At 46.8% G+C, this 23,200-nt stretch carries 22 protein-coding genes and 1 riboswitch; of the genes, 8 read left to right on the top strand and 14 right to left on the bottom strand.

The features are described from left to right. The first annotated feature begins 364 nt into the window (after window positions 1-364). The 3 genes from AR333_RS14145 (at window position 365) to AR333_RS14135 (ending at window position 3,294) form a co-directional block, all read left to right on the top strand. A complete protein-coding gene (locus AR333_RS14145; RefSeq protein WP_068775979.1) occupies window positions 365-1,462 on the top strand; it encodes an Mrp/NBP35 family ATP-binding protein in 1,098 nt (365 codons plus the stop codon). Between the two features lie 56 nt (window positions 1,463-1,518). Then, on the top strand, window positions 1,519-1,758 hold the full coding sequence (locus AR333_RS14140) for a 4Fe-4S dicluster domain-containing protein (protein WP_068775978.1): 240 nt from the start codon (window positions 1,519-1,521) through the stop codon (window positions 1,756-1,758). A gap of 390 nt (window positions 1,759-2,148) precedes the next feature. After that, window positions 2,149-3,294 (top strand): glycosyltransferase family 4 protein, encoded by a 1,146-nt coding sequence (locus tag AR333_RS14135; protein ID WP_068775977.1) that lies wholly within the window; start codon window positions 2,149-2,151, stop codon window positions 3,292-3,294. A 529-nt stretch (window positions 3,295-3,823) separates the two neighbouring features. Here the strand turns inward: AR333_RS14135 and metE are convergent. Beyond that, entirely contained in the window at window positions 3,824-6,121 is a 2,298-nt protein-coding gene (gene metE, locus AR333_RS14130; RefSeq protein ID WP_068775976.1) for a 5-methyltetrahydropteroyltriglutamate--homocysteine S-methyltransferase, read from the bottom strand. 149 nt (window positions 6,122-6,270) lie between these two features. Continuing rightward, window positions 6,271-6,459, bottom strand: a riboswitch (cobalamin riboswitch). Window positions 6,460-6,837: 378 nt separating this feature from the next. Continuing rightward, on the bottom strand, window positions 6,838-7,719 hold the full coding sequence (locus AR333_RS14125) for a metal-dependent hydrolase (RefSeq protein ID WP_068775975.1): 882 nt from the start codon (window positions 7,717-7,719) through the stop codon (window positions 6,838-6,840). Window positions 7,720-7,973: 254 nt separating this feature from the next. On the opposite strand from AR333_RS14125, the gene AR333_RS14120 reads away from it, so the two are divergent. From AR333_RS14120 to AR333_RS14105, 4 genes are all read left to right on the top strand, one after another. Next, window positions 7,974-8,537: a TetR/AcrR family transcriptional regulator gene (locus AR333_RS14120; RefSeq protein ID WP_068775974.1), complete on the top strand. Its 564-nt coding sequence runs from the start codon at window positions 7,974-7,976 to the stop codon at window positions 8,535-8,537. 134 nt (window positions 8,538-8,671) lie between these two features. Beyond that, window positions 8,672-9,871: an MFS transporter gene (locus AR333_RS14115; protein ID WP_068775973.1), complete on the top strand. Its 1,200-nt coding sequence runs from the start codon at window positions 8,672-8,674 to the stop codon at window positions 9,869-9,871. A 25-nt stretch (window positions 9,872-9,896) separates the two neighbouring features. Further along, window positions 9,897-10,337: a GNAT family N-acetyltransferase gene (locus AR333_RS14110; protein ID WP_068775972.1), complete on the top strand. Its 441-nt coding sequence runs from the start codon at window positions 9,897-9,899 to the stop codon at window positions 10,335-10,337. 705 nt (window positions 10,338-11,042) lie between these two features. After that, window positions 11,043-11,714, top strand: a complete 672-nt coding sequence (locus AR333_RS14105) for an SIMPL domain-containing protein (RefSeq protein ID WP_068775971.1) — start codon at window positions 11,043-11,045, stop codon at window positions 11,712-11,714. Window positions 11,715-11,977: 263 nt separating this feature from the next. Here AR333_RS14105 and AR333_RS25760 read toward each other — a convergent pair whose 3' ends face one another. The 11 genes from AR333_RS25760 to AR333_RS14060 all read right to left on the bottom strand — a co-directional run bounded on the left by AR333_RS25760 (window position 11,978) and on the right by AR333_RS14060 (window position 20,948). Next, window positions 11,978-12,100 (bottom strand): HAD hydrolase-like protein, encoded by a 123-nt coding sequence (locus AR333_RS25760; RefSeq protein WP_084783668.1) that lies wholly within the window; start codon window positions 12,098-12,100, stop codon window positions 11,978-11,980. A 318-nt stretch (window positions 12,101-12,418) separates the two neighbouring features. Then, window positions 12,419-12,925 (bottom strand): hypothetical protein, encoded by a 507-nt coding sequence (locus tag AR333_RS14100; protein WP_068775970.1) that lies wholly within the window; start codon window positions 12,923-12,925, stop codon window positions 12,419-12,421. A gap of 92 nt (window positions 12,926-13,017) precedes the next feature. Further along, complete coding sequence (locus AR333_RS14095) at window positions 13,018-13,671, bottom strand: HD domain-containing protein (protein ID WP_068775969.1); 654 nt, start codon at window positions 13,669-13,671, stop codon at window positions 13,018-13,020. 155 nt (window positions 13,672-13,826) lie between these two features. Continuing rightward, on the bottom strand, window positions 13,827-14,414 hold the full coding sequence (locus AR333_RS25175; protein ID WP_216638976.1) for an excalibur calcium-binding domain-containing protein: 588 nt from the start codon (window positions 14,412-14,414) through the stop codon (window positions 13,827-13,829). Between the two features lie 153 nt (window positions 14,415-14,567). Next, window positions 14,568-15,221 (bottom strand): HAD family hydrolase, encoded by a 654-nt coding sequence (locus AR333_RS14085; RefSeq protein ID WP_068775967.1) that lies wholly within the window; start codon window positions 15,219-15,221, stop codon window positions 14,568-14,570. 215 nt (window positions 15,222-15,436) lie between these two features. Then, window positions 15,437-17,434, bottom strand: a complete 1,998-nt coding sequence (locus AR333_RS14080) for a Na+/H+ antiporter (protein WP_068775966.1) — start codon at window positions 17,432-17,434, stop codon at window positions 15,437-15,439. A gap of 314 nt (window positions 17,435-17,748) precedes the next feature. Then, window positions 17,749-18,378, bottom strand: a complete 630-nt coding sequence (locus AR333_RS14075) for a histidine phosphatase family protein (RefSeq protein WP_068775965.1) — start codon at window positions 18,376-18,378, stop codon at window positions 17,749-17,751. A 118-nt stretch (window positions 18,379-18,496) separates the two neighbouring features. Continuing rightward, window positions 18,497-18,955, bottom strand: a complete 459-nt coding sequence (locus tag AR333_RS14070) for an HAD family hydrolase (RefSeq protein ID WP_253735841.1) — start codon at window positions 18,953-18,955, stop codon at window positions 18,497-18,499. Continuing rightward, window positions 18,841-19,221 (bottom strand): HAD hydrolase-like protein, encoded by a 381-nt coding sequence (locus AR333_RS25425; protein WP_253735840.1) that lies wholly within the window; start codon window positions 19,219-19,221, stop codon window positions 18,841-18,843. Before AR333_RS25425 ends, AR333_RS14070 begins: the two co-directional genes overlap by 115 nt. Before the next feature lie 234 nt (window positions 19,222-19,455). Next, the gene (locus tag AR333_RS14065) at window positions 19,456-19,977 is read right to left on the bottom strand and encodes a GNAT family N-acetyltransferase (protein ID WP_068775964.1); all 522 of its coding nucleotides are present in this window, start codon (window positions 19,975-19,977) and stop codon (window positions 19,456-19,458) included. A 437-nt stretch (window positions 19,978-20,414) separates the two neighbouring features. After that, window positions 20,415-20,948: a DoxX family protein gene (locus tag AR333_RS14060; RefSeq protein WP_172798874.1), complete on the bottom strand. Its 534-nt coding sequence runs from the start codon at window positions 20,946-20,948 to the stop codon at window positions 20,415-20,417. A 352-nt stretch (window positions 20,949-21,300) separates the two neighbouring features. Between AR333_RS14060 and AR333_RS14055 the strand changes: the two genes are divergently transcribed. Next, the gene (locus AR333_RS14055; RefSeq protein ID WP_068775962.1) at window positions 21,301-21,738 is read left to right on the top strand and encodes a GreA/GreB family elongation factor; all 438 of its coding nucleotides are present in this window, start codon (window positions 21,301-21,303) and stop codon (window positions 21,736-21,738) included. Window positions 21,739-21,873: 135 nt separating this feature from the next. On the opposite strand, the gene AR333_RS14050 is transcribed toward AR333_RS14055, so the two are convergent. Beyond that, window positions 21,874-23,127, bottom strand: coding sequence for a DUF5068 domain-containing protein (locus AR333_RS14050; protein ID WP_068775961.1), 1,254 nt, complete (start codon window positions 23,125-23,127; stop codon window positions 21,874-21,876). Window positions 23,128-23,200 lie beyond the last annotated feature (73 nt).

The following is a 23,200-nucleotide window of genomic DNA, read 5'->3' as shown; positions in this document are numbered from 1 at the left end:
CCGCACTTGTCGATCCGATTCCGGCTATAGATCTTCTGCCGATGGTTCCTGCCTGATTTTCTTGCACAAAATAACTTGCTAACTTACATAAGAAACGCCCGTATTCGTTTGCCCGGCTCCTTCCTGCTTTCTTTTTTTGACAGCGGCGGGACCTAGCACAGCGCCGGCAAGCGTGGTAAACTCAAAGTTATAAGGCCTTCAGTCAATGAAGGTCCGAATGCACATCCCGATTATTCCGATCCGTTATCTGACCTGTTAAATAACTATCGGGATGGCCGACTTGCATCTGGTGACTGCAGGAACATCGGTATAAGACTGATCGGGAGGGGCGGTCAAGGACAGAGCTGACAGAAGGTGATAAAACATGAATAAAGAAGATATTATCTCTGCTATTGTTCATCTGACAGATGAAGAGCATCAACTGCCTCTTACTGATTTGGGACTTATCCGTGACATTATGATTCGCGGGGATTATGCCGCACTTACAGTCACTCTTAGTACGGATATGTCTGATAAACAGGAGTGGTACAAGGATCAGATTGTACGAGCACTAAGCCCGAAAGGAATAACCGATGTACATGTACGGTTCAAAGAGGTATCTCCCCGGGAACGACAAGAAATCGTCAATTCCAGGCTGAACAAACCCGCACAGCCTCCTGTACATAAAGCACCCGCGATGCCTGCTTACGCTTCCATCGTCTCTGAAGAATCCGGCATCCGGTTTATTGCCGTAGCCAGCGGCAAAGGAGGCGTCGGCAAATCCACGGTGACGGTTAACCTCGCTGCTGCGCTTGCGCGATCCGGCCAGCGTGTCGGTGTCATTGATGCGGATATTTACGGGCACAGTATCCCATCCATGATGAACATCGAGGAACGGCCGCAGAAGCAGAACAATCGGATTATGCCGATTGAGCGTGAAGGACTCCAGGTGATCTCGACCGGGTTCTTCGTAGCCGGCAATAAGCCTGTTGTATGGCGCGGGCCTATGCTGGCGAAGATGTTCACGACCTTCCTGAACGAAGTAGAATGGGGACCGCTGGATATCATCGTGATCGACCTGCCCCCGGGTACAGGTGATATCGCGCTGGATGTGCACCAGAGAATTCCGCATTGCGCCGAAATTCTGGTGACCACTCCCCATCCCACCGCCCAGCATGTCGCTTCCCGTGCCGGTGAAATGGCCCGGCAGACGAACCACCCGATCCTGGGTGTCGTTGAGAACATGTCTTATTTCACGGACCCGGCCGGAATCCGGCACGATTTGTTCGGCCGGGGCGGCGGCGCCGCACTTGCTAAACAGATGGAGACTGAACTGTTGGCCCAAATCCCGCTTCGTTCCTTGGGCGCAGCCCAGCCGGACGAAGCGGAAACGGCTTCCTCGGTTTATCCGGAGCATACCGAGCAGCGCAAAATTTTTGACGAGTTAGCTGAGAAGGTTCTTAAACAGTTGGCTTGTCTATAGAATTCTTAGTACAATAAAATTAGAAACGACAACCCGCAAAGGAAAGGTGATTTCAAATGACTTACGTAATTGCTTCGGCTTGTATTGATGAGAAAGCGGCTGATTGTGTTGACGTATGCCCGGTGGATTGTATCGCCGAAGGTCCAGACCAATATTACATCGATGCCGATACTTGCATCGAATGTGGAGCCTGTGAGGCTGCTTGCCCGGTAGGCGCTGTATTCTGGGATGAAGAGCTTCCTGAAGAAGAAAAGGGCTTTATTGTTAAAGCTGAGGAATTCTATAAGAACCGCTAAGACGTTCCACAGAGTCCGTTGATGTTTACATCAGCGGGCTTTTTTCTGTCCGGATCGACTCGTTCAGCTGTTTTATCAGCCTTGCTTCCCATGGTTTCCTTACATCTCATTTAGGCCGCACCTTCTTAGAGATTTCTCCGCCGCATCTTCCCTTCTTCTATCCCCGCGTCGTACGTACAGCCCCTTCTGATAAGAGATTCCATCCGCCGCTTCCATCGGCATATCAAGTGCATAGTATAGGGCTAAGCCAGAGCAATGGAGCCTACATACGCTTCATTTGATGTGATAGAACAATGAGTTCGGAATGACGCATCCTGCTGCATAAGCTTAACGACTACGACCCATCTCTCCCGGCTTATGTGTGCATAGAGTAAGTAAAGGAGGGTTATTGTGAGGAGTTATCAGGTGATCTGGAATGGAGCTGTCAGGAATTCCAGCGGAATTAACACTGCAAGCAGAGAGTATGCCCTTGCTCTTCACCGCCAAGGAGTCGATGTCAAAATCAAGTCCAGGAAACACGGAAGCGGCCAATTCCGTAAGAGGACGGATCAGTTGGAGCAATTAATTCACAAAGGCTATGCCCCGGGCAAAAAACGCGTGTTGATACATCACGGTCACCCTAATACGTTAAATATCCATCAAGCTCGTCAAAACAGCGATGTACTCCTGCTTAATACGGTTTGGGAAACGACTAAAATCCCACGCAGCTGGTTCCCGAATATTAACCGGTTTGATGCCGTATGCGTTCCTTCTTACCAGAACCAGAAAGCTCTGCGGGACAGCGGAGTCAAGGTTCCTGTATTCATCGTCCCTCATGGCGTGCATACAAACAAATTTACACCTGCAAATCCTAAATTATCACTCCCGCTTCTTCCGCAGACATTTGTGTTCGTATCCGTTTTTACTTTTCAGCACCGGAAGAATCCGGAAGCCTTATTAAGGGCTTTCTGGGAAGAATTCTCCTCAGCTGATCGTGCGGCTTTACTAATCAAGACAAGCGGAAGCGGATCGAACATACAAGGTCAGATCCGCGCATATAAGAAAGAGCTCGGGATTACAAAGAAAACGGCGTCCCTATATATCATGAATGGCCGAGCCGATCGCCGTAAAATTAAAGGCATCTATACCAGAGGGAATGCTTTCGTCCTTCCTACCCGCGGCGAGGGTGTAGGGCTTCCTTTTCTTGAATCCCTGGCAAGCGGGACTCCCGTTATTGCTACGGGTTGGGGCGGACACATGGATTTTGTCGACAACGGCAACTCTTTCCTCGTTGATTACAACCTGCGTCCGACGGCTGCCAGCATGAAACACTCCATTTCGAAAAAATTCGAATTCTTATTCGCACAGCAGGGACAACGGTGGGCTGAAGCTGACCTGGCGAGCCTCAGAAAGCAAATGCGTCTTGCCTATGAGAACCCCGGGCTTTGCCGCCAAAAAGGCATGCAGGGCCGTAAAGACATGCTTCGTTGGTCATGGAACCGTTCCGGGAGACGTATGAAGCAAGTCATCGAGAGCGTACTTCGCTCCAAGACGTGACCTTCTCTCCTTGCTGTCGGTTCCAACAGCCTTCCTATCGCTTGCCGGACCGGCAAAATCCCAATCCGCTGCTGTGGCCAGCACAGCAGCAGATTGGGATTTATTTGCTTATGAACCGAGTCTCACATGTACTACCCTAAACGAGTGCAGCAAGAAATTCGCCCGTGCAGGATTCACGGACCGAAAGCATCAGATTATAGAAACAGCCAACGAATCACTAAAAATGCACTCCTCAGCATTCAGGGATGCAACCGCCCGCAGTTCTAAGGAGTGCTTCAATTGATCGAGCTTTGTAAAGAAGTCGGTTTGATACAGAATGATTGATTGATTTCAGAGGCAGGGATCGTTCCGGGGAAAGACGGCACTCCCCTGGAGTAAAAAGAGACACACAAAAAAGGGCCTGAATCCAAGCCCTTTTTTGTGTGTTTTTTGCTAAGCGGAATACACTGACCTATTCGTTCTTATATAAGGTTCCCTGTTCAGGTGCCCTGTTTTACACGAAAATCTATCCGTAAATCCGTACAGCCGACTAGTTCGTCACAGTAAGACTTTCTCTTGACTCACTGGCCGCTTGCACCATATTGCGCAGGGCCGCGATCGTTTCCTCGCTGCCTCGTGTCTTCAAGCCGCAGTCGGGGTTGATCCAGAACAATTCCGGGTCAAGGACACGCAGAGCGCGATGAATCATGCTGACCATCTCTTGGGCAGAAGGAACCCTTGGAGAGTGAATATCGTAGACGCCTAGACCGATTCCTTTGTCATACGTGTGTTCCTCGAAGCTGTGAATGAGTTCGCCATGGCTGCGGGAGGTCTCGATGGATATAACATCCGCATCCAGATCCCGGATCGACCCGACCATATCGTTAAACTCGCAGTAGCACATGTGCGTGTGAATTTGGGTCGTGGATTCCACATCCGAGGTAGAGCTGCGGAATGCATCAACGGCCCAGTTCAGGTACTCCGCATGATCCCGCTTTTTGAGCGGCAGACCTTCCCGCAGTGCCGGTTCGTCCACTTGAATCATACCGATTCCGGCCTGCTCCAGTGCCTTTACCTCTTGGCTTAACGCGAGTGAGATCTGGTAGGTGACCAGCTCCCGTGACAGATCATCCCGGACAAACGACCAGTTCAGGATCGTCACCGGACCTGTCAGCATCCCCTTGACCGGACGGTCCGTCAGAGACTGGGCGTAGACGGTTTCATCCACCGTCATCGCATTGGTGTAAGCCACATCACCGTAAATGACAGGAGGCTTCACACAACGGGAACCGTACGACTGCACCCATCCGTTCTGTGTGAAAGCGAATCCGTCCAGCTTCTCTCCGAAGAATTCAACCATATCGGTCCGCTCGAATTCGCCGTGTACGAGGACGTCCAGACCGATTTCCTCCTGAATGCGAATCCACCGGTTAATTTCTTGACGGACAAAATCGCGGTACTGTGCGTCGCTCCACTCCGCCTTTCTCCACTTGGCACGGGCTTGCCTAACCTCCGGCGATTGCGGGAAGCTCCCGATCGTCGTAGTCGGCAGAAGCGGCAGCTGCCAGCGCTCACGCTGCGCTGTCCTGCGCTCAGCGAAGCTCTCTCGCCGGGCGGCCGGCTGCTGTTTAAGCTGAAGCGCAGCTGCCTGCACGGTCTTATTACTGCGCGCCGCCGATGTCTGCAGAGCTGCCAGGGCTTGTCCGTTCTGCTCGAGCTCAGTGCGGATGGCGTCCGCTCCTTCCGATGCGGCTTTAGCAAGCAAGATGATTTCGTCCAGCTTCTCATCCGCAAAAGCAAGCGCATCCTTCAGGACTGGCTCCAGCTTCTCTTCATACGAGGTGGAGACAGGCACATGAAGAAGGCTGCTGGAAGACTGGATCAGGACTTGCTCCTTCGCTACAACTTTAAACACCCGCTCCAGAACGCCGAGTTTAGCGGATAAATCCGCACGCCATATGCCTCGGCCGTCAATCAGACCGACTCCGAGCACCTTATCTTGCGGGAATCCTTCCTTCTCCAGAGACCTCAGCGTTTGCTCGCCTCCGTGCACGAAATCGAGGCCAATTCCTGCGACAGGAAGTTGTACAATTCTGCTGTACGCGTCCACGGATTCGAAATACGTTTGAAGCAGAATCTTAATTCCGGGAACGGCTGCTCCCAGCTGATTGTAGATACGCTCAACCCTTGTAAGATCTTCTTCTGAAAGTGTAGTCACGAGAATCGGCTCGTCGATTTGTACCCACTGTACTCCTTCCTGCTGCAATTGCAGCAGAACTTGTTCGTACAGGGGAAGGAGCTTGTCGATCCAAGCATCCGTTTCCTCTGCTTTGTAGCCTTTGGACAATTTCAGGAAAGTGAACAAACCGACCAGCACCGGTTTACCTTCAATATCCAGCCGTTTTTTGGCTTCACGGTAAGCCAGAAGCGGTTTGTTCTCGACAAGCTCAGGCTCCGCTCCGTTTAATTCAGGAACAATGTAATGATAATTGGTATTGAACCATTTGGTCATTTCACAGGCTGTCGCACCCTCGGCACCTCTTGCCATTGCGTAATATATATCGAGCGGCACCACGCCGCCCTTGTAGCTGCTGAATCGCTGCGGAACTAATCCGAACATAGCTGCAGTGTCCAGCATATGGTCATAGAGAGTGAAATCATTAACCGGAATCAAATCGATCCCTTTCTCCTGCTGAATCTTCAAGCTTGCGAGACGGACTTCCGCCAAACGGCTGTAAAGTTCGCTTTCGTTAATTTTGCCGGACCAGTATGCTTCAAGTGCCTTTTTCCACTCACGCCCGCCCCCGATTCTCGGGTAGCCCAAGCTGCTGCTCTTAACTTTAGTCATGTATGTTACCTCCTGAAATATGAATGATCTGGAACTCCGATGAAAATAAAAAAAGGGTGACTTTATCCGATAAGACAAGGATAAAGACACCCTCTGTATGAATGCGCAGTGGTTGGAATCTTTAACACCTCCCTATCTCCCGTAGGTGAAGCAGTGTTGTCAGAACAGGCAGGTCTCCTGGCTCCAGAATCATCGTCCTTGGGTGCCTTCCCGATCTTATCGATCAGTGGCCTTTACCCGGACTCATCTGTTACAGTGGCGGGACCGCGCCGGCATTTCACCGGACTTCCCTTTTAAGCTAAGCCGTTTGGCTTCGCACCTGTTCCCACAAATATGGGGTTATGTATGATTGGTATGATTAGGAATGACTATACACCATGCCCATCCTTTTGTGCAAGCTTTAATATCCAGTATTCCTAGTCGTGAGGTTGGAAAACACTTTATTCTGTGTTCCCATACTTGTCGAACCGAAGTTGCAAAACTGTCTTCCCAGCTAAAAACCATCATAGTTCTGGCGGGCTGCTCAAATTGTTAAGCGCGGAACCCCACGATGGAATAATTCAAATCAAAGCATTGTTCCAAATTATGGAATACATAGTGAGCTAAGAATTGCTGACATACAGATTATCCGACCGGTAAAAATAAAAATACCCCGCCTTTGTAACACAAAGGTAAGGGTATTTTTCAGATTAGTGATGTTCTATCCGCTCCGCTTCCTATTTGGCTGCAGAACGTTCTATACTTTCGAACAAGAAGGACTGACCATCCCGGTAAAAACGGGGATCATAGATACCCAGCTTTTTCCCATCATCTACCACCACGACGAACGGAGACCATTCCTGCAAGGTTTTCGCTTTGGGATTACCGGTAAACAGTTCACCCAAATCGGCATTCTCGCTTGACTTTAGAGAAGCAACGGTCCGTTGACCGGCCCATGTGGATCCCTTCGTCAACTCCACTTGATCGCCTGTTTTCCCGATAATCGTAAACACGCCCGGCACAAAATCCGCGGACAACGCCACTTGCTCGTACTTGGTCTGGGCCTGCTGGTACAGCATATAACCTTGAACCGATTGAATGCCAACATGAAGGGCAATAAGCAGCCAGACCACTTTGAAAATGCGGTGCGGCGCCCATTTTCCCCGGCTGTGACGTGCAGTAAGCAGTCCGGCCAGCATGATGAGCCAGAAGGTTACACTCACGATCGGAATCGTACCGAAGGTAATTCTTGTGCTTGATACCGGTTCGAGATAACCGGTTCCCCAAGCATTAAACAAATCACTCGTGCTGTGAATGAAGACGGCAAGGGCCCCCACCCCAAACAGTTTCAGGCTCGCACGGCCCCAGAACAGCTTGGTGAAGATCACGAGCATAGCCGCCCATACCGGAATCAGAAACACGGAATGAGTGATTCCCCGATGCCACATTTGATAACGGCCGGTCGTATCCCAGGCCTGAGAGATTACATCAATATCGGGAATTTCAGAGCCGATGACAGTCGTGAACAGAAGCGCGCGTTTATCCCACTGGGACATTTTGCTTTTGTCGATTGCGCCATATAGGGTTAAGCCGAACAAAGCGTGTGTAACGGTATCCATAGAAGTGGCAGATTCCTTTCTTATGCTGAAATATCCGAACAGGGATGTTTAGTACCTTGATTAGGAGTATTCGCGGTCTATAGGCATTTTCCTGTTTGATAATTCAAGTGTCTTGATCTTGTTCACTAATATTGTATCAGGTAAATTTACCCTGTAGTTGAACTTGGCAGTAATATAAGCTAGAATAGATTTGTATATATGAAAACTATAATAGTGTTTTGAGTTTTTTCTCCAGATCAAGGGAGGATTGATAGATGAAACATCGGATTATGACGGCATTTATTGAAGAAATCCATCTGAACGGCATGAAGTTCACAATGGATGATCTCGCCAAAAGACTTGGAATCAGCAAACGCACGCTCTATGAACATTTTGATGCTAAAGTTGATATTCTCGATGCCATTATTGATCAATCCATAGCTGACCGCAATGAAATAACCGACCGTATTATTCAGGATGAGAATCTTTCCCTAATCGAGAAGATTAGAGGGGTTATTACAGTACTCCCGATCCACTGGGAATTCTATGATCTGCGCATTCTCGATCAGATGAAGCGTTACTACCCCCAGCAGTGGAGCAAGGTCGACAACGAATTAACCGACGACTGGAATGCGCTCCGCCTCTTAATCACGGAAGCCATTGAGCAGAAAGAAATGCTTGATATCAACGTTTCTTTAATCATGAAACTGATTATTGACGGCACCAATTCGACTCTCGATCAGCGTTTTTACCAGGAAAATCAGATCACGGTCTCCGAAGCTCTACTATCGATCGTTGATATTCTGCTTTATGGCCTTATCCCGGAGAATAAAAGATAAATCCGCTTTTATTCTTTCTTTTTTGACCGCGAAAACTATAAAAACAATTTTAGTTTCCGGTGTACCGCCTTTTCTAAGACAGACTAATTAATATAACTTTGCTTGTTAGACACGTTGATTGAGGTGAAAAGAAAATGTCTTCGCGTTATAAAATGACCCGGGTCCAGCTGACTGGCCTAAGTCTGGTCATTGCCATCCTTTTTATAGACATGCTGCTCTATAGTCTTATTATACCGGTAACTCCCTATTTAACTCAGAAGCTTCAGCCATCTTCTACTTTGACGGGCATTTTGTTCAGCTCTTATGCCATCGCATTGTTTGCTTTCACCCCTATTCTCGGGCCCTTATCGGATAGAATCGGACGGAAAAAGCCCATTCTGATCGGCCTGGCGGGGATGACCCTATCTACCTTGCTGTTCGCGTATGCGGAAACCATGTGGATGCTGATCGGCGCCAGGTTCCTGCAGGGAATAGCGGCAGCCGCCACATGGACAGCCGCTCTCGCGCTGCTGGCCGACCTTTTTCCTCCGAAGATGCGCGGCGGAGCTATGGGGACAGCCTTAACCGGCATGTCCCTCGGCACTCTGCTCGGCGCTCCATTCGGGGGCTGGCTGCTGGACTTCGGCGGCTATGCCATGCCGTTCTATTTTGCAGCAGGACTGACGGTGGTGTGCATCGGGCTGGTTTTCTTCCTGCTCCGGGAACCGCCGCGTATCCAGGAAGAAAAAACCAATGCGCTCTATCTGCTGCGCAACCGGTCCGTGCTGTTCATCGCCGGAGTCGTCCTGACGGCCGAAACGGTCCTCACGCTGCTGGAACCGATTCTGCCTGTGTTCCTGACCGAACGCGTGGCCGCCAGCCCGTCCATGATCGGGCTGCTCTTCGCCGTCATGTCGGTCGCATACGGCGCCGTGGCGCCCCTCTCCGGCATGCTGGCGGACCGCTGGAACCCGCGATATCTGATGCTGATCGGTCTGGCATGCCTGGCCGCATCCATGCCTCTTATCGCAGTTTCGCAGACGATGTGGCAGCAGGCGGGAGCCATGCTGCTGGTCGGCGCCAGCGTCGGCTTCGCGCTGTCCCCGACCTTGTCAACGCTCGGCACGATTGTCGACTCCGGCGGCAATGCTGGCTCATATGGCGCCGCATATTCGCTTTTCAACATGTTCCACGCGGTCGGTATGATTGTCGGTCCATTCCTCGGCGGGGTGCTGACAGATACCTTTACCGTCCCTAAGACGATTTATCTGGTGAGCTGCGCACTCCTCCTTGCCGGTTTCATTCTTTTCTATTTGATGAAAGCCGGACAAAGAAATATTCACAAACTACTTTAAAAATAAACGAAGAGAGATGAAATTTATGAGCCTCTGCATCCGAGAGGTTACTTCCGAGAATTGGCGCGGTGTAGCTGAGCTGACCGTCGCCGGACACCAACAGACTTTTATTGAATCCAATGCTTATTCCCTGGCGGAATCCCAGTTTGAAACAAATTGGGTTTCCATCGGGATCTATGATGAAGACACATTAATCGGGTATGCGATGTACGGGCTGGATCTGATGAGCCGCGAGGTATGGCTGGACAGATTTATGATTGATTACCACTTCCAGGGGAAAGGCTATGCAAGGAAGATTTTCCCCATGCTGCTGCGGCAGATCCGCCAAGAATATTCATGTAAGCGAATCTACTTGAGTGTCCACAAGGAAAATTTCCCCGCAATGAAATTATATGAATCATTCGGTTTCCGGTTGACCGGAGAAGAGGATACCGGTGGTGAGGCAGTCATGGTCCTGCAAGGTTGAAATGGATGGGATTTCTTATTGGTCATAAACATTTGTACCCAATAAAGTACATTTGGGGTCCTATGCATCGAAGCGTTTTCGTTCTGATATTCGACTCCGTAAGTAGCTTCACTTGTTAAAGGACGCACACAGCTTAAAATGCTGAATGCGTCTTTTTCTTGTAATGCCGGATCGAGTATTTTCAATAATCATTTATTTAAAGATAAAAGCAATAGTGAGAGTACTTGGCACCTATTCCAATCTTGGTACTGGGCTCAAACTTTCGGATGCCAATATGTTAATGAAAATGGTTCACATATGCTGATTTTAAACATAAGCGAAACACTTACCCGATATGAAGCAGTTCCTAATTTCCTTATAACTTACGATGATCTCCCAGAAGGATTAGAAACAACAAAAGATAATATTTTCGTCTTCTCAATAACAGAGCTATCACTACCAAACGGGTTTCATAATATAACTGAAAAAATTTTAAACCTAATTCGAAGTTAAGACTTTTATGTTGCAGAAAAAGCTCCAGCTGATTGTTGAGCCGGAGCTCTTTTGTGTTTGGTTCAGGTAATACTTCCAATGTGCCGCTTCTGCTTCACAGCTCTGACCGTATTATTTTCCATTCAAGCAGAAATAGTACGGTCACCGAATAAAGAAACTTGCTCCCCCATATAGTAAATGTAAAACTCAATGAAATGAAAGGAGTTATCCCGTATGAATCCTTATCCGGATTACCGGCCCCATCCCCCTGACTCCGTTCAAGCGGGCAAGATTCCCATTATAGAGGTCACAGGTCAGGGAATAATTACAGCCGTACCGGACCGGGCCCTCATAGTGCTGGGTGCGATATCGGAAGGAACGGTACTCAGCCAAGTACAAAAAGAGAATGCCGCCATCATGACCCGCATCATCAACGCTTTGAAGGGGTTAGGTATTCCCGGTGAACACATTCAGACAGAAGATTTCCGGATCGATATGCAGTATGATTTCCAGGACGGCAAGCAAACTTTCCGGGGCTACAAAGTAACTCATCTCCTACAAGTTACAACAGATCGTATCGGACAGACAGGAACGATTGTGGACACCGCTGTAGTAAATGGTGCCAATACGGTGAACAGCATCCGTTTTGCCGCAGCTAAGCCGGAAGAATATGAGAACAAAGCTTTATCTACCGCTATTGTGAACGCCAAGCACAAAGCCGCAACCGTCGCACGAACGCTTGGTGTCTCTTTACCTCCCGTTCCGGGTGAGGTTGAAGAAATCACTCTTGCAGGCGGCCCCGTCCCTTACAAAGCGGTCGCTTTTACTCAAAGCGCATCGGTCGTTACCCCTATTGAACCCGGCGAAATTACTTTTTCAGCGGCCGTGAGAGTGAAATATAAGTAAGAATACGAACACTAGATTAAGACGTAGCCCGGGGGATCAGCCCTCTTTTCTCTATTGGCTTGCCTGCGGTGTAGCAAGGTCTATAAATTCCAATACACTATGAATCATATAATCAGGTTTATAAGTGAATTCTGATGCTTTATAGTAGGGTCGGAGTGGTTTTACATCCGCATAGAGCTAACCCAAATTCTACACCAGCATCCCGCGCGCATTCATAGTCATAAATTGTATCCCCAACATAAATGAAGGTGACTGGATCGGCATTAGCCAATTCCCAAAAATGTATGCAAAGGCTCCGGATTAGGTTTATGCCGCTGTGTATCGTCTGCACAAACAATGTGTGATAAATATTTGGTCAGTCCGAATGGGACAAAATCATTGTTCAATTCTTCTGTCGTTTATGAAGTTACAATCCCTTGAACGGCGCTTTCGCTTTTTAACTGGCTCATCAAGTCAGCGATTCCTTCAAATACTTGTATGGAAGAATAAAAATCCTTCATGTAGTGGTTCCATTTTTCATTAGCTCCCGCAATATCTTATAATCCAAATTGAGGCAATGCCACAGCGCCAGGAATATCTAATACAAAAGCTAAATCTGAGTGTTATTTGAGTGAAAATATAACTCTCCAGATAGCAGCCAAGTTACAACACATAAATTAATGACTTATTCTAAACTATAGTTAACATAATATTTATTATGTTAACTATAAGACTCTACAATGTCTAGGATAAATAATTTCCGTTTTCGCCTCCTCTGTATCTTCGCAAAAAATTCCATTAATCGGCTTTTCTTCACTCACGATCTTGATTCCATCCCAGCAGGCATTCGCCCTATACCACTCTACAACTTCTTCCAAAGAAACAAGCCCGTCTAACTGATGACGTTCTTCATAATAAGAAACAACGGACAATTTAAAAGCCGGAACCAGCGGATCAGCACTAACGGTTATAACAAAAGCTTTGGCTGTGTAATAGCGGCGCAAGTAGCTCTCTATCCCATCCATTAAACCGTTCAATGAAGCTGCAAGGATGGGTGTAGTTAACCGATTCTTACGGATTAAGCGATTAAAACCGAATAAATAAGTTGAATTGTACGCATATTCAGAAGCAAGTAATGCGGGGTCGTTTGAAAATAACAGATCCGGATGCTCGGTGATGTTGATGATTTCACGATAGGCTTTTTGCGCATGTATGGATAAATAGTCGAGCAAGCTTATATCCTCCTAGTATTTGATTATAACTATACGATAATAGTTTGATTCTATCTGGCGATTGTGTTCGTGTGGTTGATCCCGTATGGTTGCTACTCCCCTTCCCATTCTTTATAGAACTGATTAAGGAATTGCTCCATGTACTCGTGTCTTTCGAGAGCCAGCTCCTTGCCGTAAGTCGTATTCATAGTGTCCTTTATTTTAAAAAGCTTTTCATAAAAATGATGTACAGCCGTTCCGTTTTTTGCTGTTCTGTAGTTCGAAGCATCGATTAAGGCACTGGGGGCTGTGTCCGGATCGTGCATGGGATGTCCTTTATAACCTGCATAGGCAAAAGTACGCGCAATCCCGATGGCCCCCAGAGCATCCAGACGATCCGCATCCTGAACAACCCTGCCTTCAAGCGTGCGCATAGGCGGATTGGATCCTCCGTTATATGACAGGGTCGATATAATTTCCATGACATGGTCTATTTGATCAGGTACAATCTGGTTTTGTTCCAGCCAAGATCTAACCTTGTTAAGGCCGGACTCTTTGGAATCATTAAGTTTCTCGTCCGCTACATCGTGTAATAAGGCCGCCAGTTCACATACGTATGAATCCGCTCCCTCTTGCGCGGCAAGACTTAGGGTTATTTGTCTGACGCGGTGTATGTGCCACCAGTCGTGACCGCTGCTGTCGCGAACCAGACACTGTTGTACGAATCTCTCCGTACGAAGAAGAACGTCTTGCTCCGGCTTGTTCAAGTGATCTCCTCTTTCCTAGTAAATTGTTGTAAAAACCATATCATAACAATGACATGAAAAAATAATGACATGAAAAATCCCCTTAAAGCAGCAGGTTATGTTATCTAACCTGTCTACTGTAAGGGGAGTCCGTCCTTTCCGGGCCAGTCCTAGTGTTATTTCTCGCAGGCAACTCCATCACGGTCTCTGTCCAGCTTCGTGCTGTAGCCCGGATCGCCTTCATAAAGAGGAGCGGCTCCAGCCGCTTTTGCCTCTGTGCAGTTTTTGTAAGACACATTTGCAGTGCTGGATTCTGGCTTGGGTGTTGGTGCCGGCTTGCCCGTTGCTGGCTTCGGTGCGGCGGTCGATGCCGGTTTTACGGCTTCTTTAGGAGACTCCTGCTTTGGTGCTGCAGATACAGGTGCCGCCTCTGACGGTACAGGTGCCTGCGTCGCCGCCGATGCCGTAGCTGGCTCAGCGGCTGCGGTAGATGCCGGCTCCAACGCAGGTGTCGCGGTTGGTGTCGATGTTGCTGGCACTGTTGGTGTCGCAGCGGCTTCAGCCGTTGGCGTCGGCACAGCCGACGGCGAAATAACCGGAGCCGCAGGCGGATTGGTTAACGGCTTGGATGAAGATGAATTCACAGCCCCAATCACCATGACTATGAATAAAACAGCCGAACCTATAAACATTTTTTTAGCCTTTCCGTTACGCTTAACCAACGAAATGACGGCCCAGACCAGCAGAACTAGGCAAGCTAACATTCCAATTATTCCTATTGCATCCCACATAAATCTTTTCCTGCCCCCTAGTATATCTGTTTCTCAAAGCTAGACTAGTATAGCAGTATTTGGATATATTTGGTTAGTCTGTTTTGTGACATTTTTACTTTTACTTGTGGGAATAAAATGATGGGGTTATGTTCTAAGCGTTTTCACCAGCTTAATCAACTCAAACGTACTTGTTAATACATGATCCGGAGCCGGTGACAATTCTTGATTCTGAACAGTTCCGAACCACTGGGCGCCTATTGTAACAACACCTGCCAGCTTCCCGGCCGTCATGTCAGCATTGCTGTCTCCTACAAAGATAACCTCTTCTTTTGTAAGCCCCATTTGCCGGATAGCCTTTAAGATTCCTTCCGGATCGGGTTTGGCTTTCACAACGTCATCTCCCGTAATAGAAAGCACGAATTTCCCTTCCAGTCCTAATTTAACAGAACAAATATCGAGGCACCTTCTGCTCTTCCCGGTTATGATCCCCAGTTTAATACCCGACCGGGTCAATTCTTCAATCAGTTCCATAATTGCTTGCGGTTGATTGACCGATTGATCAAAATCTTTCTCAAATACTTCATAATAATGTTCGATGGCCGTTTTTACGGACTTTTTATCGCTAATATGAAGTTCGATAATCCCCTCTTCAGTCGGTCCGAACGTATGTATAATATCTTCGTTGCTCATCTGTCGGTTCTCATAATTCAAAAAAACGGAACGGAATGCTGCAAATGAAAGTGGCAGTGTATCCGCTAATGTTCCGTCAAAATCAAATAATACCGCTTTAATTCCCATGATTTTGCTTCCTTTCGCAACAAACTAATCCATGGATTAATCTGTTTATTAATTCTAATTAGCGCACCTGCTTATTATATCAGAACCACTTCCATAGTTTTCCTTAAATTTTGTATAAGGATGGACTATAGTAGAATTGTATTGAAGCATTCAACAAATAAAAAAAGTCCGCAAGCTAATCTTGCGGACTCCTATAATGAATAACTGTCCATGATTTAAACATCTGCATGAACTGTTTTGGATGCAAACATACTCGCTTCGCGGTAATTGACATTCATTCTCAGAACACCTGCCAGGTTACGATCTATATCTCCTTGCTCATACATTCTTTGAATTTCATTTCTTTCGGATTGGATCGCCTTCAGTTCGAGCTCCCTGCGCTTCAAGCTGGGCTTGCTCCTGGAAGAACCCCGGTATCTGTCGTTCTGTAGATACAGCTCCATATCACGGTAATCAGCAATGACACTATGTACCGTATCCTTATTTTCTTTTGTCACCAAATGCTTCATTTGATCAATGGCCGCGTTAATTGCCTCCAATTTCAATGCTTTGAACGTATCCCAGCTTGGATGCGAAGGCGTCATTAACTCCTTCCTGCTCCTTTTAAGCATTCGGGACAAGGCTGATCTCGCCAGAATCAGCAGAATTTTTACCTTCAGCCGGTTCGTCAGGATCAGCTCCATCTGGCTAAGAGAAGATCGGAATCTGTCTGCCAGCTCCTGTGAGATTCTCTTGTCCAGCAGCCACTCTTCTGCGACTCTTCGTTCCGCCTTCAATGCCTCGAGACGGATGCCGACTGCAGCTTTCCAGCCTTCCCCGAAGTCTGATTTGCCTTCCAATCTCGTCTGCTGCAGACGGCGGTTATAGTCGGAAATCAGCTCCAGCACTTCCGGTGTATTCTCATCGTCCATCTCTTCTCGTACCGACCGCAGCCCTGCACTGAGCACCTGGATTCGCGCACTGCGTTCTTCTTCAGTCCGGTCCCGGGTATCGGTGCCCGATTCTTCGGACCTTCGAGTCAGCAGGGGAAGGAGCACGCTGGCCGAAATGAGAGTCAGCAGGATGACACCTGCACATATAAACAAGATCAGACTCCGCTCGGGGAACGGGCTTCCATCCGCCAGTATCAATGGTATGGAGAATGCTGCCGATAGTGTCAAGGCTCCACGGACTCCAGAGAGGGCGGTCAGCAGCGCCGAACGGATCTCCCGGTCTGTGGCCCATACCCATAAGAACCTGAGCGTCATCAGCACGGCAGTAATCACAAAAATATAACCGATTACTTGTCCGTTTCTGTAAGCGGGGTCCTCCCATATTTTCACCACAACACCTGGTATTTCGAGTCCGAGTAAAAGAAACACAAAACCATTCAGGGAAAAAAGAATGACCGACCAGGTGCTGTCGGATACGACACGCAGACGGTAGGAACTCGACTCCAGCCGATCTCTCTCTACCGCATGAACGACTCCTGCCGCTACGACAGCCAGGATACCGGAAAGATGAAACTCTTCGGCCGCCAGGTAGATAAGAAACGGTGTAAGAATGATAAGCAGCATGTGCAGCGTTACATCTTCTATACCGAGGCGCCGGAGGAACACCCTCAGCCAAATGATAAGGAAGCCAAGCAGCGCACCAATGAGCAGTCCGCCAGCGGCTATAACAATGAAGCTTCCGATTGCTTTGGGCAGTGAGAATTGCCCGCTCACGGTCGCCATGATGGCAAAATTGAACGCAACCAGCCCTGATGCGTCATTCATCAGCGCTTCCCCTTCGAGCAGACGCATGATTTTGCCGGGCAGCTTGACTCGTCCGGATAGAGAACCGACAGCTACCGCATCCGTGGGCGATAAGATCGCCGCGAGAGCAAACGCAGCCGACAGAGGGATCGCCGGAATAAGCCAGTGAATAAACGGGCCCGCAATTAGGATGGTGGCAAATACCAGTCCGAGCGCCATCAGCAGGATGAAACCGCGAAGCTTCCACAGTTCGTCACGCGGAGTGATTTTCCCGTCATTAAAGAGCAGCGGCGCAATAAACAAGACCAGGAACAATTCGGGATTCAAAGGCGCATGATATAACCCAGGCATATAGGCTGCCGCCACTCCAAGTGCGATCTGAATAAGCGGCACCGGAACGAACGGAATAAATCGGTTGATGACATTGGACAAGCCAATGAGCATGAGCAGCATTAGCACCATGATAAATAATTCCATTTAGTCTCGAGCCCCTTACGCAATATTAAAGAATACACCTATTGCTAGTCTGCCCAATAATGGATATAAAAAGCCAATTTCCCGTTTGCCCATCCTCCCGACAAAAATAACAGACATGAGCTAATCTTTGATTTTTTCAAATCCGAGATAGATAGTCTATATTTAGTTGGCACCCACTTGCTGAAAGGAGTTACAAATCGTGAGCGACAATATCTCAGGAGTTCAGTTAAGCCAATTGTTTTATGAAAATTATATCGTGCCTCGTCTTTCCTCAGTCATGCCTTTAGGATCGGGTTTTTCATATAACGCGTTGTTTAGCGTACGATTTTTTCCGTTTCCTGGGATGGCCCTTCATAAGCCGTCTCCCGCCCAATCAGATGCCGGGTGCAGTTATACAGCTCGCAGCTCCAAGTACAGAGATCGTAGCGCAGGACAGACAAAGACGTATTATCCAAAACCGTATCCCTGCCTGTATCCGGTACAAGCTTTCTAAGCATCGTACGGATAAAAGACCCGTGGCTGACGATCAATATATGTTGTCCGGCATATTGGGCAGACATTTCATCTAAGAAAGAAGTACCTCTAGAGATCATACTTTCCGCGTTTTCTATCCCAAGATCCTGCTCTCTCCAATTTACTCCCCACTTGGCCACTCGTTCCGCTTCCGTTGTTCCTTCAATTAGTCCCCCGCCTGCTTCCCGCAATCTTAGATCTAAATGGACCTTAGTTTCTCGGGTATGGAGAGCTAATTTGTTAGCGGTTTGCAGCGCACGCAGGAGAGAACTGGAGAAGACCCGATCCCATTGTTCATGACTGATTCGTTCAGCGAGTAGAGAAGCTTCATCCAACCCGTCTTTATCTAGCGGAATGTCCGAACTCCCCTGAACTCTTCCTTCCTTATTCCACTGCGTACTACCATGCCTGACAAATCCGATTGTAATCAATTTAACTCCTCCTGTTTATTTAAAGTGCTGTCTGGACGGCAAACATGCTAAAATAGTGCCGATTATTTTCATACGTATTTACTCCATATAATATTAATTAATGGTATTAATCATTAATCTAATCAATTAAATTTGTGCAGTTCCATTTGTCCAGAATAGGTTCAATCTCAAGCAATTCTCTTACGATTCCATCATACTCAAAATCATCCGGATAGCAGATGTTCTCTTTCCAAATCCCTCGCATACCTGCAAACCGGCTCGCAGCAACGTCATTCACAGGGTGATCGCCGATATATACACAGTTTTGCAGCTTAACCTGCAGTTTTTCAGCCGCCAGTCTAAAAATAGCCGGATCCGGTTTGCGAAGTCCCGCCTGCTCTGAGATCAGAATGTCATGAAAAAAAGAGCGAATTCCAAGAGCATCTATATTTGCTGACTGAAAATCCTTAAATCCATTCGTAATCATACCCAGCTTATAACCTTTCTTCTTGAGGCATCTAATAGCGGTATAGTATTCGGAAAGGATAGGGCGTGCTTTGGAAATCCGTTTAGATAATCGTCCAGCAGCTCTTCCCATGTATAGGGTAAACGATACTCTGCGATAAGATGCTGGTACACTTTATCTTTCCAGACGTATCCCCTGTGGTCTAATTCAATAAATCGTTTTATAAAAACATCTTTGCTCTCCATATACGTTTTGAACAAGCTGTCATACTGGGCATCGATAAAATGAAGCAGTGAAAGATTCCTGTCCAGCAGAGTCCCGTCTAAATCAAATATGACACCTGTAACCATCACTTTTCCCCTCTCGCTGCCCCACAATAAATGGTCATTGATCTTCATAGAATACATCACTTGATAGTAGGAAATTCAATACTATTGTAACGTTTTCCTTTTCTAGATGACTCCCAAATCAAATAAACAGCGGTATACTTTTCAAGCAAAGAGGTCATTCCTTCTATGAATGAAAAGTGGAGCAACTGCCGCTGCAGCTGCTCCACTTTCGTTTCCCGTTTGTTTACTATATTCTTCATCGACTTGTTGTGCCCGTTTTCTGTTCTTGTCGTAAAACGTAATCTACTTTTCAAAAAATTGTTTAGCATATTCTACAACGCCATGGACATCCGCAAGACCGCCCTCAATAAGCTCAACTGCCATAAAACTATCGTCAGAAACTTCGAATGGCGCTTCTATACCATATTGACTCGCTTTCTTATAACCAAACTTCGGATAATACTTATCGTGACCCAGCACAACGCAAGCCTTATAACCAAGCTGTGCGGCTATTCTGTGGCCTTCCATAATCAGCTTCTTCCCTATGCCTTTGCTTTGCAATTCAGGTAATACGGCAACAGGTGCAAGGGTAATCAGAACTTGGTTACCTACTTTTATTTCTGTAAAAAGAATATGACCCACGATTTTGCCCTCGTATTCAGCTACAAGAGACAACTCCGGGATATAATTCGTCGAATTCCTAAGCCTGTTTACTAAATTATGCTCATCATGGTCTGAATAGTCGGCAGATTCAAATGCTCTGTGAACTACATGGCAGACCTCGTTAACGTCTTCAATTTGCTCTTGCCTAATTATAATATTCACTGTTTAACCTCCTGATCGCGGATTATGCCGCTACACCGTTTAAGATTATTCTGTGCTCTCTTCGTAAAACAAACCAATTTACCAATTTTAAAACGTTTTACAAAGAAAAAAGTGCGTACAGTCAATGGACTATACCCACTTCTACGCATTTTAACACAAGGAATACATCAATTCATCAAACAAGCTAGTCCGACACGGAATCAATGAACAAACTATCCCCAATTTGCAGAGTATAATTGCAGGGCGATATGGATGGCAGACAAAATAAAAATCCCCGTTTCCGGGGAGGTTTTTTAAGTTTTGTAATGTGACGCATTAAAGTCCAACCTGCTTACAAAGAAGGCCAACGGGCCTTGCAGGTGCTTACCCTTTTGTAAAACCGGTTTAACCGGTCAGTAACTACCCATAACCATACAATCATTGTCAAACTAAGACTTCTATGAATCCATAATAGGAGAACGATCGGAGACACCGGATACTCGTGCTTTTCTTCCGAATTTGGAGCGCAGGTATGGCAGTAAATAATAATCGACGCCGAACTTACCTGCATTTGCGCCAGCAGCTACTACGAACACACCAAGAAGTATCATCCATGGATTGGAGCTCACTGTTCCCGCAAACATGTACATGAAGTTCATTAACAGTCCGAAGAACGCGGCAGCGGTCGTTAATGCACCCAAAATTAGACCTAATCCGACAAGAAATTCTCCCCAAGGTACGAGATTGTTGAACACGCCAATACCAGGTAATGCAACATTTTCTAGAAAAGCATGATACGTCGGGTATACCAATTCATTCGTTGCTTTGTCGATAACCGGCTTGGAAACCGCACCTTTAATAAAGCCGGAAGCATCAAATCCACCCGTAATTTTGCCCCAGCCTGCGGTCATCCATTTCCATCCCAGATAGAGCCTCAATATCAGCAAAAGCCCTGCTGCATAGCGGTTTGTTCTCAAAAATTCCATTTTAATTCTCTCCTTTTTCAAGTAAGATGCCTGTAATTCGGACAAGCTGTAAACGTTTTCATAAGACTACTTAGAAAACTTTATTAATTCTGCTTATCATTCCCCTCGTTTACAACCTTTGGTAACTACTTTTTCATTGTAGCTTATCTTTTTCCAGCTTTCAATTAGTTTTAGAAATATTAAAGACCTATTTTTTTTGTCGAAAATGAAAGATAGCTTTTCAACCCGATTCTGATACTATAAAAGTAGAGGCTCCCTGGAGGAGTCTTATTTGTTCATGAGGAGGAAACAAGAATGGAAAGGGTTTGTCATGCACAGCCGGTTGAAATGGATTTGAGAATGGAAGGTGAAATCTTCTATGAACCATAGTCTATTAGGGGCCAAAACGCAGCTTATTCAACAGTTGGTCTATTTTGACGAAGAATTGACTACATTTCTGGAGCTTTATACGCCTAATCAGTCCAAAATCCGCACTACAACCCGGCAGCATCTAATGGATTATTGCCTTGAGTTAACACAGCTGATGCAAGAATTTAATGAAGAAATGCTTCATTCCCGTGTTTTAATTGGAAGCCGGGTCCTTGTCCGGTATATGGACGATCATGAAACCGATTCATTTACGATTGTTTTCCCATCCAAAGCAGATCCGAATAACAACTATATTTCTTTCCTCTCTCCGATCGGAAGCTGTCTGCTTCTGGGAGCTGTCGGAAAAGTATGCTCGATTGAAACGCCTTCCGGTATTTCTGTTATGAAGATCGAAAAAATCGAGTTTCGAAATGCCGGTGATATATAGCCGTCAGCAGACACAAATAAAGCTTCCGAACCGGGGATAATCCGGTTCGGAAGCTTTTAATTTTTACACTCAAGTTCCCGTCCTATCGTTATTCTTATACGGCTCTGCCGCAAGCTTCAGCTTCGGCATTACTTCTTATCTGGGAAGAGTGAATTGGACCGTCTCTTTGTTGAACATATCTTTGCCGTCTTTGCCGCGGAACGGTCCGAATTCCAGTTCGAATTTTTTGAACGTCTCAAATTCGTCTTTTCTCATAAGGAATACGTGCAGCTTCTCCCCTTGTGCTCCCGCTGCAAGCTCACTAGGTGCGCTTGGTTCTACGCCGCCTTGAGACAGCACATTGCCGCGATTCTCATCAATCCGGACTTTGGAACCGATACTGTTAAGAAGCAAATTCTCACTTGACTGGTTATCGAGCTTGATTTTGACAGTAAGTGCCACGATTCCGTTGTCTCCGAAGTTCTTGAAGCGTTCTTTGTTATCCGGCGTAGGAGTAATTTCCGTATACTGGACGCCTTCAATCGTTACTTTGACACCGCTTAGCTGTTTGGTTTCATTCATGCCCGCTTTCTCGAAAATCATCTTCTTATCCGCCATATTATCCGTTACCAAACGGTCTGGGTAAAATTTGGAGTAAGCTTCCGCCTCCTGCTTCTGATCCTCCCCAATAATAAAGTCAAATGTGGCATTTCCTTTGAAACTGCCTTTGAACTCCTTGTTATCTGCAGCGCCACCCTCAATTACGAACTTGGGTTTTACTTTTTTGAGCGCATCAAATTCATCATTCGTCAGCGTAAATGTAACATAACCTGTTAGCTTCTCGCCTGCTCCATATTTCGAGGCCTCTGTTTCGACCTTGGATTTCAATTGATCCTCTTTCTTAACGAACGTCCGGTTCAAATCTGCCGATATAAAATCCGAGCTCGTGACTTGCAAGCGGTACTTATTCGTCGGATAATACATAGCCTTGCCTGTACCGTTATCCATGTTTACTTTGGCGGTCACCACGTAACCGTCCGTCTGATCGTTAAAAGGGATGGCCATCTCCTTGCTCATGCCCGTAACCTTAACAATTTGATATTCTTCAATATTGACTTTAAACCCGTTCATATCATGGGTATATCCCGGTTTGCTGTTTGTATACACAACCTCTACCTTGCCTTTAGACTGCTCCGCTATGTTCGGATTGAGAACAGTATCCTTGTTCCCGGCAGCAGGTGTATTGGATGGGGCTGGAGACGGCGATACCGAAGCGGCTGGCTTACTGCTCTCTTGCGCTGCACCTTTGTCTGAATCGGCTTCTCCTGCCTGGTTCCCATTCCCGCATGCTGTCGATGCCATCAACATCGCTGTAATAAGGGTGGAATAGATGATTTGCTTCTTCCTCACGTTGTCACAACCTTTTCTATGTATAGATCAAATTCATTAAGAACTTAACCGGAAAAAGTTTATAACGAAACAA

The organism is Paenibacillus sp. FJAT-26967, assembly GCF_001541095.1.
Taxonomy (GTDB): domain Bacteria; phylum Bacillota; class Bacilli; order Paenibacillales; family NBRC-103111; genus Paenibacillus_F.
The sequence above is the reverse complement of the archived record's forward strand: the minus strand, read 5'-3'. Positions and strand labels throughout refer to the sequence as shown.

What these genes read in the sequence shown, in the direction of transcription:
- AR333_RS14115 (WP_068775973.1), top strand. Translation starts at nt 8,672, where the DNA reads ATGTCTTCGCGTTATAAAATGACCCGGGTCCAGCTGACTGGCCTAAGT.
- AR333_RS14145 (WP_068775979.1), top strand. Translation starts at nt 365, where the DNA reads ATGAATAAAGAAGATATTATCTCTGCTATTGTTCATCTGACAGATGAA.
- AR333_RS14055 (WP_068775962.1), top strand. Translation starts at nt 21,301, where the DNA reads ATGAACCATAGTCTATTAGGGGCCAAAACGCAGCTTATTCAACAGTTG.
- AR333_RS25425 (WP_253735840.1), bottom strand. Translation starts at nt 19,221, where the DNA reads ATGAAGATCAATGACCATTTATTGTGGGGCAGCGAGAGGGGAAAAGTG.
- metE (WP_068775976.1), bottom strand. Translation starts at nt 6,121, where the DNA reads ATGACTAAAGTTAAGAGCAGCAGCTTGGGCTACCCGAGAATCGGGGGC.
- AR333_RS14140 (WP_068775978.1), top strand. Translation starts at nt 1,519, where the DNA reads ATGACTTACGTAATTGCTTCGGCTTGTATTGATGAGAAAGCGGCTGAT.
- AR333_RS14120 (WP_068775974.1), top strand. Translation starts at nt 7,974, where the DNA reads ATGAAACATCGGATTATGACGGCATTTATTGAAGAAATCCATCTGAAC.
- AR333_RS14085 (WP_068775967.1), bottom strand. Translation starts at nt 15,221, where the DNA reads ATGGGAATTAAAGCGGTATTATTTGATTTTGACGGAACATTAGCGGAT.
- AR333_RS14070 (WP_253735841.1), bottom strand. Translation starts at nt 18,955, where the DNA reads ATGGGAAGAGCTGCTGGACGATTATCTAAACGGATTTCCAAAGCACGC.
- AR333_RS14105 (WP_068775971.1), top strand. Translation starts at nt 11,043, where the DNA reads ATGAATCCTTATCCGGATTACCGGCCCCATCCCCCTGACTCCGTTCAA.
- AR333_RS14110 (WP_068775972.1), top strand. Translation starts at nt 9,897, where the DNA reads ATGAGCCTCTGCATCCGAGAGGTTACTTCCGAGAATTGGCGCGGTGTA.
- AR333_RS14080 (WP_068775966.1), bottom strand. Translation starts at nt 17,434, where the DNA reads ATGGAATTATTTATCATGGTGCTAATGCTGCTCATGCTCATTGGCTTG.
- AR333_RS14125 (WP_068775975.1), bottom strand. Translation starts at nt 7,719, where the DNA reads ATGGATACCGTTACACACGCTTTGTTCGGCTTAACCCTATATGGCGCA.
- AR333_RS25175 (WP_216638976.1), bottom strand. Translation starts at nt 14,414, where the DNA reads ATGTTAGCTTGCCTAGTTCTGCTGGTCTGGGCCGTCATTTCGTTGGTT.